Source organism: Bacillus stercoris (genome assembly GCF_029772985.1).
In the GTDB taxonomy this organism is placed as follows: Bacteria; Bacillota; Bacilli; order Bacillales; family Bacillaceae; genus Bacillus; species Bacillus stercoris.
The window spans coordinates 2,680,236-2,696,597 of record NZ_CP121861.1 but is presented as its reverse complement, the minus strand read 5'-3'; the positions used below and the strand labels follow the sequence as shown (position 1 = coordinate 2,696,597).

Annotated in this window: 18 protein-coding genes; 17 read left to right on the top strand and 1 reads right to left on the bottom strand. The window is 44.8% G+C overall.

What is annotated here, in order from left to right; translation table 11 throughout:
• Positions 1-2: 2 nt before the first annotated feature.
• The 7 genes from rlmN to spoVM all read left to right on the top strand — a co-directional run bounded on the left by rlmN (position 3) and on the right by spoVM (position 6,245).
• The gene (gene rlmN, locus QA442_RS14015) at positions 3-1,094 is read left to right on the top strand and encodes a dual-specificity RNA methyltransferase RlmN (protein ID WP_014663932.1); all 1,092 of its coding nucleotides are present in this window, start codon (positions 3-5) and stop codon (positions 1,092-1,094) included.
• A 6-nt stretch (positions 1,095-1,100) separates the two neighbouring features.
• Positions 1,101-1,865, top strand: a complete 765-nt coding sequence (gene prpC / locus QA442_RS14010) for a protein-serine/threonine phosphatase PrpC (protein ID WP_014663933.1) — start codon at positions 1,101-1,103, stop codon at positions 1,863-1,865.
• Positions 1,859-3,805, top strand: coding sequence for a serine/threonine protein kinase PrkC (gene prkC / locus QA442_RS14005; protein WP_095431288.1), 1,947 nt, complete (start codon positions 1,859-1,861; stop codon positions 3,803-3,805). The genes prpC and prkC overlap by 7 nt, the downstream gene beginning before the upstream one ends.
• Positions 3,806-3,819: 14 nt before the next feature.
• Complete coding sequence (gene rsgA, locus QA442_RS14000) at positions 3,820-4,716, top strand: ribosome small subunit-dependent GTPase A (RefSeq protein ID WP_095431289.1); 897 nt, start codon at positions 3,820-3,822, stop codon at positions 4,714-4,716.
• Between the two features lie 4 nt (positions 4,717-4,720).
• Positions 4,721-5,371: a ribulose-phosphate 3-epimerase gene (rpe, locus tag QA442_RS13995; RefSeq protein ID WP_069840339.1), complete on the top strand. Its 651-nt coding sequence runs from the start codon at positions 4,721-4,723 to the stop codon at positions 5,369-5,371.
• A gap of 76 nt (positions 5,372-5,447) precedes the next feature.
• Positions 5,448-6,092 (top strand): thiamine diphosphokinase, encoded by a 645-nt coding sequence (locus tag QA442_RS13990; protein WP_040083187.1) that lies wholly within the window; start codon positions 5,448-5,450, stop codon positions 6,090-6,092.
• Positions 6,093-6,164: 72 nt separating this feature from the next.
• Positions 6,165-6,245 (top strand): stage V sporulation protein SpoVM, encoded by an 81-nt coding sequence (gene spoVM / locus QA442_RS13985; protein ID WP_003221545.1) that lies wholly within the window; start codon positions 6,165-6,167, stop codon positions 6,243-6,245.
• 72 nt (positions 6,246-6,317) lie between these two features.
• On the opposite strand, the gene rpmB is transcribed toward spoVM, so the two are convergent.
• Positions 6,318-6,506 (bottom strand): 50S ribosomal protein L28, encoded by a 189-nt coding sequence (rpmB, locus tag QA442_RS13980; protein WP_003221548.1) that lies wholly within the window; start codon positions 6,504-6,506, stop codon positions 6,318-6,320.
• Positions 6,507-6,782: 276 nt separating this feature from the next.
• On the opposite strand from rpmB, the gene QA442_RS13975 reads away from it, so the two are divergent.
• The 10 genes from QA442_RS13975 to acpP all read left to right on the top strand — a co-directional run bounded on the left by QA442_RS13975 (position 6,783) and on the right by acpP (position 16,288).
• On the top strand, positions 6,783-7,145 hold the full coding sequence (locus tag QA442_RS13975) for an Asp23/Gls24 family envelope stress response protein (RefSeq protein WP_014663939.1): 363 nt from the start codon (positions 6,783-6,785) through the stop codon (positions 7,143-7,145).
• Between the two features lie 15 nt (positions 7,146-7,160).
• Complete coding sequence (locus QA442_RS13970; protein WP_095431290.1) at positions 7,161-8,822, top strand: DAK2 domain-containing protein; 1,662 nt, start codon at positions 7,161-7,163, stop codon at positions 8,820-8,822.
• A 138-nt stretch (positions 8,823-8,960) separates the two neighbouring features.
• The gene (sdaAB, locus tag QA442_RS13965) at positions 8,961-9,623 is read left to right on the top strand and encodes an L-serine ammonia-lyase, iron-sulfur-dependent subunit beta (protein WP_014663941.1); all 663 of its coding nucleotides are present in this window, start codon (positions 8,961-8,963) and stop codon (positions 9,621-9,623) included.
• Between the two features lie 24 nt (positions 9,624-9,647).
• A complete protein-coding gene (sdaAA, locus tag QA442_RS13960) occupies positions 9,648-10,550 on the top strand; it encodes an L-serine ammonia-lyase, iron-sulfur-dependent, subunit alpha (protein ID WP_003232049.1) in 903 nt (300 codons plus the stop codon).
• Positions 10,528-12,576, top strand: coding sequence for an ATP-dependent DNA helicase RecG (recG, locus tag QA442_RS13955; RefSeq protein ID WP_279473272.1), 2,049 nt, complete (start codon positions 10,528-10,530; stop codon positions 12,574-12,576). The genes sdaAA and recG overlap by 23 nt, the downstream gene beginning before the upstream one ends.
• A 108-nt stretch (positions 12,577-12,684) precedes the next feature.
• On the top strand, positions 12,685-13,251 hold the full coding sequence (gene fapR / locus QA442_RS13950; protein WP_003232044.1) for a transcription factor FapR: 567 nt from the start codon (positions 12,685-12,687) through the stop codon (positions 13,249-13,251).
• Positions 13,252-13,264: 13 nt separating this feature from the next.
• Entirely contained in the window at positions 13,265-14,266 is a 1,002-nt protein-coding gene (gene plsX, locus QA442_RS13945) for a phosphate acyltransferase PlsX (RefSeq protein ID WP_227098535.1), read from the top strand.
• 18 nt (positions 14,267-14,284) lie between these two features.
• A complete protein-coding gene (gene fabD, locus QA442_RS13940; RefSeq protein ID WP_279473271.1) occupies positions 14,285-15,238 on the top strand; it encodes an ACP S-malonyltransferase in 954 nt (317 codons plus the stop codon).
• Positions 15,231-15,971 carry a 3-oxoacyl-[acyl-carrier-protein] reductase gene (gene fabG, locus QA442_RS13935; RefSeq protein WP_014113766.1) on the top strand — a complete coding sequence of 247 codons (741 nt, stop codon included), beginning with the start codon at positions 15,231-15,233 and terminating at the stop codon, positions 15,969-15,971. The genes fabD and fabG overlap by 8 nt, the downstream gene beginning before the upstream one ends.
• An 83-nt stretch (positions 15,972-16,054) precedes the next feature.
• Positions 16,055-16,288, top strand: coding sequence for an acyl carrier protein (gene acpP / locus QA442_RS13930; protein WP_003154310.1), 234 nt, complete (start codon positions 16,055-16,057; stop codon positions 16,286-16,288).
• Positions 16,289-16,362 lie beyond the last annotated feature (74 nt).

Here is a 16,362-nt window from a genome sequence, read left to right as displayed (position 1 = left end):
CAATGGCAGAACTTAATAAAACAAAAGTAAGAAAAGAGTTGCGGACAGAGCGTCCGTCTATTTATTCTTTTGAATTAGATGAAATCAAACAATGGCTGACAGACAACGGGGAGAAACCGTTCCGGGCAGCTCAGATCTTTGAATGGCTATATGAAAAACGCGTATCTTCTTTTGAAGAAATGACAAACCTGTCAAAGGATCTGCGTGAGAAATTAAACACTCACTTTGTGTTAACAACGCTGAAAACGGCTGTTAAACAAACCTCTCAAGACGGTACGATGAAGTTTTTGTTTGAGCTTCATGACGGTTATACCATCGAAACCGTTTTAATGAGACACGAGTATGGCAATTCTGTATGTGTAACGACACAAGTCGGCTGCCGTATTGGCTGCACATTCTGCGCGTCAACGCTTGGAGGCTTAAAACGAAACCTTGAAGCAGGTGAAATTGTCGCTCAAGTAGTTAAAGTGCAAAAAGCTCTTGATGAAACGGATGAACGCGTCAGCTCTGTCGTGATCATGGGAATCGGTGAACCTTTTGATAACTTTAACGAAATGCTCGCTTTCTTGAAAATCATTAACCATGACAAGGGCCTGAATATCGGTGCTCGCCATATTACGGTCTCTACGAGCGGAATCATCCCGAAAATTTACGAATTTGCTGATCAGAAAATGCAGATTAACTTTGCAATTTCTCTACACGCGCCGAACACAGAAATCAGAAGCCGTTTGATGCCGATTAACAGAGCCTATAAACTGCCTGATCTCATGGAAGCCGTTAAATATTATATTAATAAAACGGGACGTCGCATCAGCTTTGAATACGGTCTGTTTGGAGGCGTAAACGACCAGGTGGAACACGCCGAAGAGCTTGCCGACTTGCTGGAAGGAGTCAAATGCCACGTGAACTTGATTCCGGTAAACTACGTGCCTGAACGGGACTATGTGCGCACACCGCGTGATCAGATTTTCGCTTTTGAAAAAACATTGAAATCCCGTGGAGTAAATGTCACAATCCGAAGAGAGCAAGGACATGATATTGACGCAGCCTGCGGTCAGCTTCGCGCGAAGGAGCGTCAAGACGAGACGAGGTGATGAGGGTTGTTAACAGCCTTAAAAACAGATACAGGAAAAATCCGCCAGCATAATGAAGATGATGCGGGGATATTCAAGGGGAAAGATGAATTTGTATTAGCGGTTGTCGCTGATGGCATGGGCGGCCATCTTGCTGGAGATGTTGCGAGCAAGATGGCTGTGAAAGCCATGGGGGAGAAATGGAATGAAGCAGAGACAATTCCACAAGCGCCCTCGGAATGTGAAAAATGGCTCATTGAACAGATTCTTTCAGTAAACAGCAAAATATACGATCACGCTCAAGCCCACGAAGAATGCCAAGGCATGGGGACGACAATTGTATGTGCGCTATTTACGGGAAAAACGGTTTCTGTTGCCCATATCGGTGACAGCAGATGCTATTTGCTTCAGGACGATGATTTCATTCAAGTGACAGAAGACCATTCGCTTGTAAATGAACTGGTTCGTACTGGAGAGATTTCCAGAGAAGACGCTGAACATCATCCGCGAAAAAATGTGTTGACGAAGGCGCTTGGAACAGACCAGTCAGTCAGCATCGACACACGTTCCTTTGACATCGAACCCGGAGACAAACTGCTTTTGTGTTCTGACGGACTGACGAATAAAGTGGAAGGCACTGAGTTAAAAGACATCCTGCAAAGCGATTCAGCTCCTCAGGAAAAAGTAAACCTGCTTGTGGACAAAGCCAATCAGAATGGCGGAGAAGACAACATTACAGCAGTTTTGCTTGAGCTTGCTTTACATGTTGAAGAGGGTGAAGATCAGTGCTAATCGGCAAGCGGATCAGCGGGCGTTACCAAATTCTCCGCGTCATAGGCGGCGGGGGAATGGCCAACGTGTATTTAGCTGAGGATATTATTCTAGACCGTGAAGTCGCGATCAAAATCCTGCGGTTTGACTATGCAAATGACAATGAATTTATCAGGCGTTTCCGCAGAGAAGCCCAATCCGCATCAAGCCTCGATCACCCGAATATTGTCAGCATTTACGACTTGGGCGAGGAAGATGATATTTATTATATTGTCATGGAATACGTCGAAGGCATGACGCTTAAAGAATACATAACAGCAAATGGGCCGCTTCACCCTAAAGAAGCGCTGAACATTATGGAGCAAATTGTCTCAGCCATCGCTCATGCCCATCAAAACCAGATTGTTCACAGAGATATCAAGCCGCATAACATTTTGATTGACCACATGGGGAATATCAAAGTAACGGATTTTGGAATTGCGACGGCATTAAGTTCGACCACAATCACCCATACCAATTCTGTCCTGGGCTCAGTCCACTACTTATCACCTGAACAGGCCCGGGGCGGCTTAGCGACAAAAAAATCGGATATTTATGCCCTTGGAATCGTTCTATTTGAGCTTTTAACGGGCCGTATTCCGTTTGACGGAGAGTCAGCAGTCAGCATCGCCTTGAAGCATCTTCAAGCGGAAACTCCTTCGACTAGAAGGTGGAACCCGTCAGTCCCCCAAAGCGTTGAAAACATCATACTAAAGGCAACGGCCAAAGACCCTTTTCATCGCTACGAAACGGCTGAAGACATGGAAGCTGACATAAAAACCGCTTTTGATGCTGACAGACTCAATGAAAAGAGATTTACGATTCAAGAAGATGAAGAGATGACAAAAGCGATACCGATCATTAAAGATGAAGAACTCGCTAAAGCTGCTGGCGAAAAAGAAGCTGATTTGACAACCGCACAAGAAAACAAAACAAAGAAAAACGGCAAAAGAAAAAAGTGGCCGTGGGTTTTGCTCACGATATGCCTCGTTTTTATCACGGCTGGAATTCTTGCTGTCACTGTTTTTCCGTCGCTTTTTATGCCTAAGGATGTCAAAATACCTGATGTCTCCGGAATGGAATACGAAAAAGCAGCAGGCCTCTTGGAAAAAGAAGGTTTACAAGTTGATTCCGAGGTGTTGGAAATCTCAGACGAAAAAATTGAAGAGGGCCTGATGGTAAAAACGGATCCCAAAGCGGAAACCACAGTCAAAGAAGGCGCCACGGTCACCCTTTATAAGAGCACCGGAAAAGCAAAGACGGAGATCGGTGATGTGACAGGCCAAACGGTCGACCAGGCAAAAAAAGCGCTGAAGGACCAAGGGTTTAAACATGTAACGGTAAATGAAGTGAATGACGAGAAAAACGCGGGCACTGTCATTGACCAAAATCCTTCAGCAGGGACTGAGCTTGTCCCGAGTGAAGATCAAGTCAAACTCACAGTCAGTATCGGCCCCGAAGACATTACGCTTAGAGACTTGAAAACCTACAGTAAAGAAGCGGCGTCTGGATATCTGGAAGACAACGGATTGAAGCTTGTAGAAAAAGAAGCATACTCAGATGATGTTCCAGAAGGACAGGTTGTCAAACAAAAACCAGCAGCAGGTACGGCAGTAAAGCCGGGAAATGAAGTGGAAGTGACATTCTCTCTAGGACCTGAGAAAAAACCTGCGAAAACAGTGAAAGAAAAGGTCGAGATCCCTTATGAACCAGAAAATGAAGGGGACGAACTTCAAGTGCAAATCGCGGTTGACGATGCGGATCACAGCATCTCTGACACTTACGAAGAATTTAAGATAAAAGAGCCGACTGAACGAACGATCGAACTAAAGATTGAACCCGGCCAAAAAGGGTACTATCAAGTAATGGTAAACAATAAAGTTGTCAGCTACAAAACCATTGAGTATCCAAAAGATGAATAACAAGGAGGGAAAATATGCCTGAGGGCAAAATTATTAAGGCGCTAAGCGGCTTTTACTATGTACTGGATGAATCAGAGGATTCAGATAAAGTAATACAATGCAGAGGGAGAGGCATTTTCAGAAAGAACAAAATTACTCCTCTCGTCGGTGATTACGTTGTGTATCAGGCTGAAAATGACAAAGAAGGATATCTGATGGAAATCAAAGAAAGAACCAATGAGCTTATCAGGCCGCCAATTTGCAATGTTGATCAAGCGGTCCTTGTTTTCTCAGCGGTTCAGCCTTCTTTCAGCACGGCGTTGCTCGACCGCTTCCTGGTTCTCGTCGAAGCCAATGATATTCAGCCGATCATATGCATTACTAAAATGGATCTGATTGATGATCAAGATACAAAAGATACGATACAAGCCTATGCAGATGACTATCGGAATATTGGTTATAACGTGTATCTTACCTCCTCTAAGGACCAAGACAGTTTAGCGGACATCATCCCGCATTTTCAGGATAAAACAACGGTATTTGCCGGTCAATCCGGTGTTGGAAAATCCTCGCTTCTCAATGCGATCAGTCCCGAGCTCGGATTGAAAACAAACGAGATTTCCGAGCATTTGGGCCGCGGGAAACACACAACCCGCCACGTGGAGCTGATACACACGTCCGGAGGCTTGGTTGCGGATACGCCAGGATTCAGCTCGCTTGAATTTACAGACATTGAGGAAGAAGAACTGGGCTATACCTTCCCAGATATAAGAGAAAAAAGCTCTTCCTGCAAATTTAGAGGCTGTTTACATCTAAAAGAGCCGAAATGTGCGGTGAAACAAGCTGTTGAAGACGGGGAAATAAAGCAGTACCGCTATGACCATTATGTTGAATTTATGACGGAGATTAAAGACAGAAAGCCGAGGTATTAGCATAATGATAAAGGTTGCACCATCTATTCTTTCCGCTGATTTTGCTTCTTTAGGCAATGAGATTAAAGATGTAGAAAAAGGCGGAGCTGATTATATTCATATTGATGTTATGGACGGCCATTTTGTCCCGAATATCACAATCGGTCCGCTGATTGTAGAAGCAGTCCGGCCGGTAACGGATCTGCCGCTCGATGTTCATTTAATGATAGAAGAGCCCGATCGCTATATCCCGGCTTTTGCGAAAGCCGGCGCAGATATCCTGTCTGTGCATGCTGAGGCATGTCCGCACCTGCACCGTACCATCCAGCTTATTAAAGAGCAAGGAGTGAAGGCCGGTGTTGTTCTAAACCCGCATACTCCTGTACAAGTCATCGAGCATGTTTTCGATGATCTCGACCTTGTTCTATTAATGACGGTGAACCCAGGGTTCGGCGGACAGAAATTTATTCATTCAGTCCTTCCTAAAATAAAAGAGGTTAAGCGAATGGCGGATGAAAAAGGAAAAAAAGATCTCTTAATTGAAGTAGACGGCGGCGTCAACAAAGAAACCGCTCCGCTAGTCATTGAAGCGGGCGCGAATTTACTCGTAGCCGGTTCAGCTGTTTATGGCCAGTCTGACCGCAAAAAAGCAATTTCTGAAATCAGAGGAAAATAAATAAACAGCTTTAGAAAAGAGCTGGGCATACAATAGCCTAAGCTCTTTTTCCTGTATGCAGAGAAAGGAATCAGAGATGAAAACAATTAATATCGTTGCGGGAGGCCCGAATAATCTCATTCCCGATCTAACCGGCTACTCGGATGAACACGCGCTTTGGATCGGTGTTGACAAAGGCACCGTCACTCTTCTAGATGCCGGGATCATTCCTGTTGAAGCCTTCGGAGATTTTGACAGCATAACAGAGCAAGAACGCCGGCGGATAGAACAAGCCGCTCCCGCCCTTCATGTGTATCAAGCAGAAAAAGATCAAACAGATTTAGACCTCGCCCTTGATTGGGCGCTGGAAAAGCATCCGGATATCATTCAGATTTTCGGCATTACAGGCGGCAGAGCTGATCATTTTTTAGGAAACATTCAGCTTCTGTTTAGAGGTGTAAAAACGAACATAAAAATTAGGCTGATAGACAAACAAAATCATATTCAAATGTTCCCTCCTGGTGAATATGATATTGAGAAGGATGAAAATAAGCGATATATCTCCTTCATACCGTTTTCCGAAGAAATACATGAGCTGACTCTGACTGGTTTTAAATATCCTCTAAATAATTGTCATATTACGCTCGGTTCAACACTATGTATTAGTAACGAACTCATTCATTCACGAGGTACTTTTTCGTTTACAAAAGGCATATTAATAATGATAAGAAGCACGGATTAAGCATGTGCTTTCATTCATTTGCTGAAAACAATGAACAAGGTGGTTACGGGACGTTATAGGAGGGGACAAAAAATGAAATTTTACACCATTAAATTGCCGAAGTTTTTAGGAGGAATTGTCCGGGCGATGCTGGGCTCATTTAGAAAAGATTAATGCCCAGGGGTTCAAAGCCCTCTTTCACCACATAAAAACGCCTGCCACATATTGAGGCAGGCGTTCATTTTGTTATACACGCTCAACTTTACCGGATTTCAAAGCTCGAGCAGATACATATACTTTTTTAGGTTTTCCGTTCACAAGGATACGAACCTTTTGAAGATTCGCGCCCCAAGTGCGCTTAGAAGCGTTCATTGCGTGAGAACGGTTATTCCCAGCTGTTGTTTTTTTACCTGTGATAACGCATTTACGTGCCATTTGTTTCCCTCCTCACTTGCACAAAACATCTACTTTTTAACATTCATATGATCTTAGATGCTTTCGATATGGATACTTTAAATAATTTACCACAGCTAAAAAACGTTTGCAACTATTGTTTCATCATCTTTCAAGAAAATTCACTTGACATCTTGCGGAAACAGCAGCGCTATAGTATATGTAGAGGTACGGCCAGCAATTATTGCCTGGTCTTTTCATAATGGAAACCATATAGTAGAATAGCTGTAACTCTATGCATTCGAAGGAGGAAATAGTGTGTCCATTGAATTAAGAACGAAGTACGGGCAGATTGATATATCTAATGAAGTCATCGCAATGGTTGCAGGAGGCGCGGCTGTTGATTGCTACGGCATTGTCGGCATGGCTTCTAAAAACCAGATTAAAGACGGACTGACTGAAATCCTTCGGAAAGAGAATTTCAGCAGGGGTGTCCAAGTTCGCCAAGTAGGAGAACAGATACATATCGACATGTATATCATAGTCAGCTACGGCACGAAAATTTCTGAAGTGGCACATAATGTCCAAACAAAAGTAAAGTACACAGTAAATCAAACCATCGGACTCGCAGTGGACTCGGTCAATATTTATGTCCAAGGCGTACGAGTGACGAACCCGTAGTTAGGAGGAGTAGGATTGTCTATTAGAACATTAGACGGCAGAACCTTTGCCGAGATGATTCTTGCGGGAGCGCAGAATCTGTCTCAAAACGCCAGTGCAGTTGATGCGCTGAACGTGTTCCCTGTGCCGGACGGTGATACGGGAACAAATATGAACCTGTCGATGACTTCCGGAGCAAGAGAAGTTGAACAAATGGATACGGATGATATCGGGAAGGTGGGCTCCGCGTTATCTAAAGGACTGCTCATGGGAGCGCGTGGAAATTCAGGAGTCATCCTGTCCCAATTGTTCCGCGGATTCAGCAAAAGCATTGAATCGAAAAAAGAAATTAATGCGCTGGAATTTGCAGCTGCACTGCAAGCAGGTGTAGACATGGCGTATAAAGCTGTCATGAAACCTGTAGAGGGCACCATTTTAACAGTTGCAAAAGACGCTGCGAAAAAAGCGATGGCCTTAGCAGAAAAAGAAACCGATATCACTGCGCTGATGACTGCAGTGACAGAAGAAGCGGAGGCGTCTTTAAACCGCACCCCTGAATTGCTTCCTGTTCTAAAGGAAGTAGGAGTTGTCGACAGCGGGGGCAAAGGTCTGCTTTGTGTGTATGAAGGTTTCCTTGCTTCATTAAAAGGTGAAGCTGTACCTCAGAAAGCAGTTCTTCCGTCACTTGACGACATGGTCAACGCGGAGCATCACAAGAGCGCCCAAAGCATGATGAATACCGAAGATATTGAATTTGGTTTCTGTACCGAAGTGATGGTGAGGCTTGATCAGGCAAAAAGAGAATTCGACGAAGGTACGTTCAGACAAGACCTCAGCCAGTTCGGTGATTCACTGCTCGTGATTGCGGATGAATCGCTGGCGAAGGTTCATATTCATGCTGAAGAGCCTGGGAACGTGTTAAACTACGCCCAGCATTACGGTGAATTGATCAAAATAAAAATAGAAAATATGAGAGAACAGCATACCTCTATCATCAGTCAAGAAAGCAAGCCCGCTGGCAACGAAAAAACGCCGGCAAAACAGCCGTATGGCATTGTAACTGTGGCGATGGGGGAAGGAATTTCAGACCTATTCAAAAGCATCGGCGCTTCTGTTGTGATTGAAGGCGGTCAGACGATGAACCCGAGTACTGAGGATATCGTCGAAGCCGTGAAGTCTGTAAATGCAGAAACGGTGTTTATCCTGCCGAACAACTCTAACATTATTATGGCTGCTAACCAAGCGGCCAGCGTAATGAATGAACAGGTTTTAGTCATTCCGGCCAAAACGGTTCCACAAGGGATGTCAGCACTGCTGGCCTTTAACCCGGATCAAGAAGCTGAAGCGAACGAGGCCAATATGCTCAGCGCCATTCAGCAAGTAAAAAGCGGACAGGTGACATATTCAGTCAGAGATACTCATATTGACGGTAAAGATATTAAAAAAGGCGACTTTATGGGCATTCTAAATGGAACGATTATCGGCACTTCTGAAAATCAACTGTCAGCCGCGAAAATGCTGCTGTCAGAAATGATCGGAGAAGACGATGAAATCGTGACCATTCTATATGGTGAGGATGCGTCTCGGGAAGAAGCTGAGCAGCTTGAAGCATTTCTCAGTGATAAGTACGAGGAGATTGAGGTTGAGATCCACAATGGGAAACAGCCGCTGTATTCGTATATCGTTTCTGCAGAATAGAAGGGCAATTTGCCCTTCTATTCTTATGTCTGCTTTTAAATGCGGCAGCGCTGTAACGCGCCCGCTTGCCATTTTATATCTGATCAATTAGTCTAGAAGCAAAGCGCTAATAAGCTCTGGTTCATAAGGAGGAATAGCATGAAATACAGAAGCGTTTTTGATATTATCGGTCCGGTTATGATCGGTCCGTCCAGCTCTCATACAGCGGGAGCTGCCAGAATCGGGAGAGTGGCCAGAAGTTTATTTGGCAGAGAGCCTGAGCGCATCATCGTATCTTTTTACGGGTCTTTTGCGGAAACGTATAAGGGCCACGGCACAGATGTCGCTATTATCGGCGGATTGCTTGATTTTGATACATTCGACGAACGGATTAAAACCGCTATACAAATTGCAGAAGATAAAGGAATTCATATAGAGTTTCGGGTTGAAGACGCAGTTCCGGTCCATCCGAACACAGCCAAAATCACCATTTCTGATGAAAAGGGAGAGCTTGAGCTGACGGGTATTTCGATTGGCGGAGGAAAGATCGAAATCACAGAATTGAATGGTTTTGAACTCCGGCTGTCAGGAAATCATCCGGCCATATTAGTTGTTCATAATGACAAATTTGGCACCATCGCCGGTGTTGCCAATGTTCTTGCGAAATTTTCAATCAACGTAGGACATATGGAAGTAGCCCGGAAAGATATCGGCCAGCTTGCGCTGATGACAATAGAGGTCGATCAAAATATTGACGACCATATTCTCGACGAGCTGTCAAAGCTGCCGAATATTATTCAAGTGACAAAGATTGCTGACTAGCGAAAGGGTCAGGAGGAGCCAGTTATGTTTCGTAATGTAAAGGAATTAATTGAGATTACTAAAGAAAAACAAATATTGATCTCTGATGTGATGATCGCTCAAGAGATGGAAGTAACAGAAAAAACAAAAGAGGACATTTTTCAGCAGATGGATCATAACCTGTCTGTTATGGAAGCGGCGGTTCAGAAAGGACTCGAGGGAGTGACGAGTCAAACGGGTTTAACGGGCGGAGACGCCGTTAAATTACAGGCTTATATTCGATCAGGAAAAAGCCTGTCTGGCCCGCTGATTTTAGATGCTGTATCGAAAGCCGTTGCAACAAATGAAGTAAATGCAGCTATGGGAACCATCTGTGCGACACCGACTGCAGGTTCTGCCGGTGTGGTGCCCGGCACGTTATTTGCTGTAAAAGAAAAGCTGAATCCAACGAGAGAACAAATGATCCGCTTTTTGTTTACGGCTGGAGCTTTCGGATTTGTCGTTGCCAATAACGCAAGTATTTCCGGTGCTGCCGGAGGATGTCAGGCAGAGGTTGGATCAGCTTCAGGCATGGCGGCTGCGGCCATTGTTGAAATGGCAGGAGGAACACCTGAACAAAGTGCGGAGGCCATGGCCATTACATTAAAAAATATGCTAGGCCTCGTGTGCGACCCTGTAGCGGGGCTTGTTGAGGTGCCCTGCGTGAAACGGAATGCGATGGGCGCGTCAAATGCGATGATCGCCGCTGATATGGCATTGGCGGGCATTACTAGCCGTATTCCATGTGATGAGGTTATCGATGCCATGTATAAAATAGGCCAAACGATGCCAACTGCGCTTAGGGAAACAGGCCAGGGCGGTTTAGCGGCCACACCGACTGGAAGAGAGTTAGAGAAAAAAATTTTCGGAGGAGCGCTAGGTTCACGTGAAACAACATCAGCAAACTAGTATAGCTAACATTAAGGGTATTGGGCCGGAAACAGAAAAAACATTACACGAACTCGGAATTTATGACATTTCTGATCTTCTGAATTATTTCCCTTATCGCTATGATGACTACGAGCTGAGGGATTTAGAAGAAGTAAAGCATGATGAAAGAGTCACAGTCGAAGGGAAGGTTCATTCAGAGCCTTCTCTTACCTATTACGGAAAAAAACGAAACAGGCTGACATTCAGGCTTCTTGTCGGCAACTATTTAATCACAGCCGTATGTTTTAACAGGCCTTATTTGAAGAAAAAGCTTTCGCTCGGCTCTGTTGTGACGGTCTCAGGTAAATGGGACAAGCACCGCCAAACGATCTCTGTACAGGAGTTGAAAAACGGGCCGCATCAAGAAGATAAAAGCATTGAACCAGTGTATTCTGTGAAAGAAAATGTTACCGTCAAAATGATGAGGCGCTTTATTCAGCAGGCGCTGACCCAATATGCAGAATCACTTCCTGATCCTCTTCCGGAAAAGCTAAGAAAAAGCTATAAACTGCCTGACTATTATCAGGCGTTAAAAGCAATGCACCAGCCTGAAACAAGGGAAGCATTAAAGCTTGCCAGACGACGGTTTGTTTACGAAGAATTTTTGCTGTTTCAGTTGAAAATGCAGGCGTTCCGAAAGGCGGAAAGAGAGCAGACACAAGGGATACGGCAGGTTTTTTCAAACGAAGAACTCATGAGATTTATCAAAAGCCTCCCGTTTCCCCTCACAAATGCCCAGTCACGCGTTCTTCGCGAAATAACAGCAGACATGTCTTCTCCATACAGAATGAACCGTCTTCTTCAAGGGGACGTTGGATCAGGAAAAACAGCAGTCGCTGCGATTGCGCTGTATGCCGCGATCTTATCCGGATACCAAGGAGCGCTCATGGTGCCGACAGAAATTCTGGCCGAACAGCATGCTGATTCGCTTGTTTCACTATTTGAAAAATGGGATGTCAGCGTGGCTCTTTTGACAAGCTCCGTTAAAGGGAAGCGGCGAAAAGAATTGCTTGAACGTCTTGCGGCGGGAGAGATTGATATTCTTGTAGGAACCCACGCTTTAATCCAAGATGAGGTGGAGTTTAAGGCGCTGAGTCTTGTTATTACAGATGAACAGCATCGTTTTGGGGTTGAGCAGCGCAAAAAGCTTCGGAACAAAGGGCAGGATCCCGATGTTCTCTTTATGACAGCCACTCCGATTCCAAGAACGTTAGCGATCACAGTGTTCGGTGAAATGGACGTATCAGTTATTGATGAGATGCCTGCTGGACGAAAGCAAATCGAAACCTATTGGGTAAAACATGACATGCTGGATCGCATTTTGGCATTTGTCGAAAAAGAATTAAAGCAAGGCAGACAGGCTTATATCATCTGTCCGCTGATTGAAGAATCAGACAAGCTTGATGTGCAAAACGCCATTGACGTGTACAATATGCTTTCTGATATTTTTAGGGGGAAATGGAACGTCGGCCTTATGCACGGAAAGCTGCATTCAGATGAAAAAGACCAGGTCATGAGAGAATTCAGCGCCAATCATTGTCAAATTCTCGTATCCACCACTGTCGTTGAGGTCGGCGTGAATGTTCCGAATGCAACGATTATGGTGATTTATGACGCCGACCGTTTCGGGCTGTCACAGCTTCACCAGCTGCGCGGCCGAGTCGGACGGGGGGAACATCAATCTTTCTGTATTCTGATGGCTGATCCAAAATCAGAAACAGGGAAAGAACGGATGAGGATCATGTCAGAGACCAATGACGGGTTCGAGCTGTCTGAAAAGGATCTGGAACTGAGGGGTCCCGGTGATTTCTTTGGGAAAAAACAAAGCGGAATGCCGGAATTCAAGGTGGCGGACATGGTTCATGATTACAGAGCGCTTGAAACGGCAAGGCAGGATGCTGCGAATCTTGTGGCTTCCGACGCGTTCTGGAAGGAGCCGGAATACGCTGTGTTAAGAGAGCATTTGCTGAAGAGCGGAGTAATGGACGGGGAAAAATTAAGCTGAGCATCAGAAGTTTTTGGTGTTCAGCCAGAAACAATCGTTGCATTCCAATCTATGAAATTATATACTACTATTAGTACCTAGTCTTAATTGTCCGGATGGTGTTTAGATATGAGAAGAAATAAGAGGGAACGCCAGGAATTACTTCAGCAGACGATTCAAGCAACCCCTTTTATTACAGATGAAGAATTAGCTGGTAAATTCGGGGTGAGCATCCAGACGATACGTTTGGACCGCTTAGAGCTTTCCATACCGGAGCTGAGAGAAAGAATTAAGAACGTGGCAGAGAAAACACTTGAGGACGAAGTAAAGTCCCTGTCACTTGATGAAGTTATCGGAGAAATTATTGACCTTGAGCTGGATGATCAGGCGATATCCATTTTAGAAATAAAACAGGAGCATGTGTTCAGCCGGAATCAGATTGCGAGAGGACACCATTTATTTGCACAGGCGAATTCTTTGGCCGTTGCAGTCATTGATGACGAGCTGGCGCTGACTGCAAGTGCAGACATCCGCTTTACAAGACAGGTAAAGCAGGGAGAACGCGTCGTAGCGAAAGCGAAAGTAACGGCTGTCGAAAAAGAAAAAGGAAGAACGGTTGTCGAAGTGAACAGCTACGTTGGCGAAGAAATTGTTTTTTCTGGACGCTTTGACATGTATCGTTCAAAACATTCATAAAGGTGGAGCATGCATGAGAATAGCTGTAGATGCAATGGGAGGAGACCACGCTCCCAAAGCTGTTATTGACGGAGTTATAAAAGGTATAGAGGCATTTGATGATCTCCATATCACACTTGTCGGTGACAAATCAACGATAGAATCACATTTAACAACAACATCAGATCGCATCACGGTGCTGCACGCAGATGAAGTGATTGAGCCTACGGATGAACCGGTCCGCGCCGTGCGAAGAAAAAAGAACTCATCAATGGTTCTTATGGCGCAGGAGGTTGCGGAAAACAGAGCTGACGCCTGCATTTCAGCAGGGAATACCGGTGCGTTAATGACAGCCGGTCTCTTTATCGTCGGAAGAATTAAAGGAATTGACCGTCCGGCGCTTGCCCCGACACTTCCGACCGTTTCGGGAGACGGATTTCTTCTGCTTGATGTCGGCGCCAATGTCGATGCCAAACCGGAGCACCTCGTTCAATACGCCATCATGGGCTCTGTTTATTCTCAGCAAGTGCGCGGTGTCTCTTCACCGAGAGTCGGGCTTTTAAATGTCGGAACAGAAGATAAAAAAGGAAACGAACTGACGAAACAAACGTTTCAAATGTTAAAAGAAACAGAGAACATCAATTTTATCGGAAACGTGGAAGCGCGAGACCTATTAGATGATGTGGCGGATGTTGTAGTAACAGACGGCTTTACCGGGAATGTTACACTCAAAACGCTGGAAGGCTCTGCGTTGTCTATTTTTAAAATGATGAGAGAAGTAATGACGTCTACTTTCACATCCAAGCTTGCAGCAGCTGTGCTGAAGCCAAAGTTGAAAGAAATGAAAATGAAAATGGAGTACTCGAATTATGGTGGAGCAAGCCTTTTTGGCTTAAAAGCCCCTGTGATCAAGGCGCACGGCTCATCAGATTCTCATGCAGTATTTCATGCGATTCGGCAAGCAAGAGAGATGGTCAGCCAAAATGTGGCTGAACTCATTCAGGAAGAAGTAAAAGAAGAAAAAACAGATGAGTAGTCTGGAGGTTTTTACATCATGAGTAAGATTGCATTTTTATTCCCGGGTCAGGGTTCACAATTTATCGGCATGGGAAAAGAGCTTTATGAGCAGGTGCCTGCTGCAAAGCGTCTGTTTGATAAAGCCGATGAAACGTTAGAAACAAAACTCAGCTCGCTTATTTTTGAGGGTGCTGCTGAAGAATTAACACTTACATACAATGCGCAGCCTGCTTTGCTTACGACAAGCATTGCTGTTCTTGAGAAATTTAAAGAATCTGGCATTACACCTGATTTCACAGCAGGGCACAGCCTTGGTGAATATTCTGCACTGGTTGCGGCTGGCGCCCTGTCCTTCAAAGATGCTGTTTACACCGTCAGAAAACGCGGAGAGTTTATGAATGAAGCGGTACCGGCTGGCGAAGGAGCAATGGCTGCGATTCTCGGCATGGATGCTGAAGCGTTAAAGCAAGTAACTGATAAAGTCACGAAGGAAGGCAATCTTGTACAGCTTGCGAATCTCAACTGTCCTGGACAAATCGTTATTTCCGGAACAGCTAAAGGGGTTGAGCTTGCATCTGAACTGGCAAAAGAGAATGGTGCAAAACGCGCGATTCCGCTTGAAGTAAGCGGTCCGTTCCATTCCGAACTGATGAAACCGGCAGCTGAAAAGCTGAAAGAGGTATTGGATGCTTGTGACATAAAAGACGCTGACGTTCCGGTCATCTCAAATGTTTCTGCTGACGTGATGACTGAAAAAGCTGAAATCAAACAAAAACTCATTGAGCAGCTTTACTCTCCTGTTCGTTTTGAGGAGAGCATTAACAAGCTGATTGCAGAGGGCGTTACGACTTTTGTTGAAATCGGTCCCGGAAAAGTGCTTTCAGGCCTTGTGAAAAAAGTAAACAGACGATTAAAAACAATTGCTGTATCAGATCCGGAAACGATCGAGCTGGCAATTCAAACGCTTAAGGAGGAGAATGATAATGCTTAATGATAAAACGGCTATTGTCACTGGCGCATCCCGCGGAATTGGCCGCTCAATCGCCCTTGACCTGGCAAAAAGTGGCGCGAATGTTGTCGTGAACTACTCCGGCAATGAAGCGAAAGCAAATGAAGTGGTTGATGAAATCAAATCAATGGGCAGAAAAGCAATTGCTGTCAAAGCGGATGTATCAAATCCCGAAGATGTACAAAACATGATAAAAGAAACGCTTTCTGTTTTTTCTACGATTGATATTCTGGTTAATAATGCGGGAATTACAAGAGACAATCTCATCATGAGAATGAAAGAAGATGAATGGGATGATGTCATTAACATTAACCTGAAGGGTGTTTTCAACTGCACAAAAGCTGTGACAAGACAAATGATGAAACAGCGTTCAGGCCGTATTATTAACGTATCGTCTATCGTAGGCGTCAGCGGAAACCCTGGACAAGCCAACTACGTGGCTGCAAAAGCCGGCGTCATAGGTTTAACCAAATCTTCCGCTAAAGAGCTGGCCAGCCGAAATATTACGGTAAATGCGATAGCGCCAGGATTTATCTCAACCGATATGACAGATAAACTTGCAAAAGACGTTCAAGATGAAATGCTGAAACAAATTCCGCTCGCGCGCTTTGGCGAACCCGGCGATGTCAGCAGTGTTGTCACGTTCCTTGCTTCAGAGGGAGCACGTTACATGACAGGCCAAACACTTCATATTGACGGCGGAATGGTGATGTAAGTTTTTTCTCGAAAATTTCATCATAGTTTCTCTAGTTTTTTAAAAACGAATCCACTATAATACTTGAGGGGAGGTGAATTGCTATGGCAGATACATTAGAGCGTGTAACGAAAATCATCGTAGATCGCCTTGGCGTTGATGAAGCAGACGTCAAACTTGAAGCTTCTTTCAAGGAAGACTTAGGTGCTGATTCCCTAGATGTAGTTGAGCTTGTTATGGAACTTGAAGACGAGTTTGATATGGAAATTTCTGACGAAGATGCTGAAAAGATTGCAACAGTCGGCGACGCTGTGAACTACATACAAAACCAGCAATAAGCTGATGCTAAAAGTCCCGCCGAAACGCGGGGCTTTAGCCCTTTATTCGTGCAGTTATTACAGCATGCCGCTTT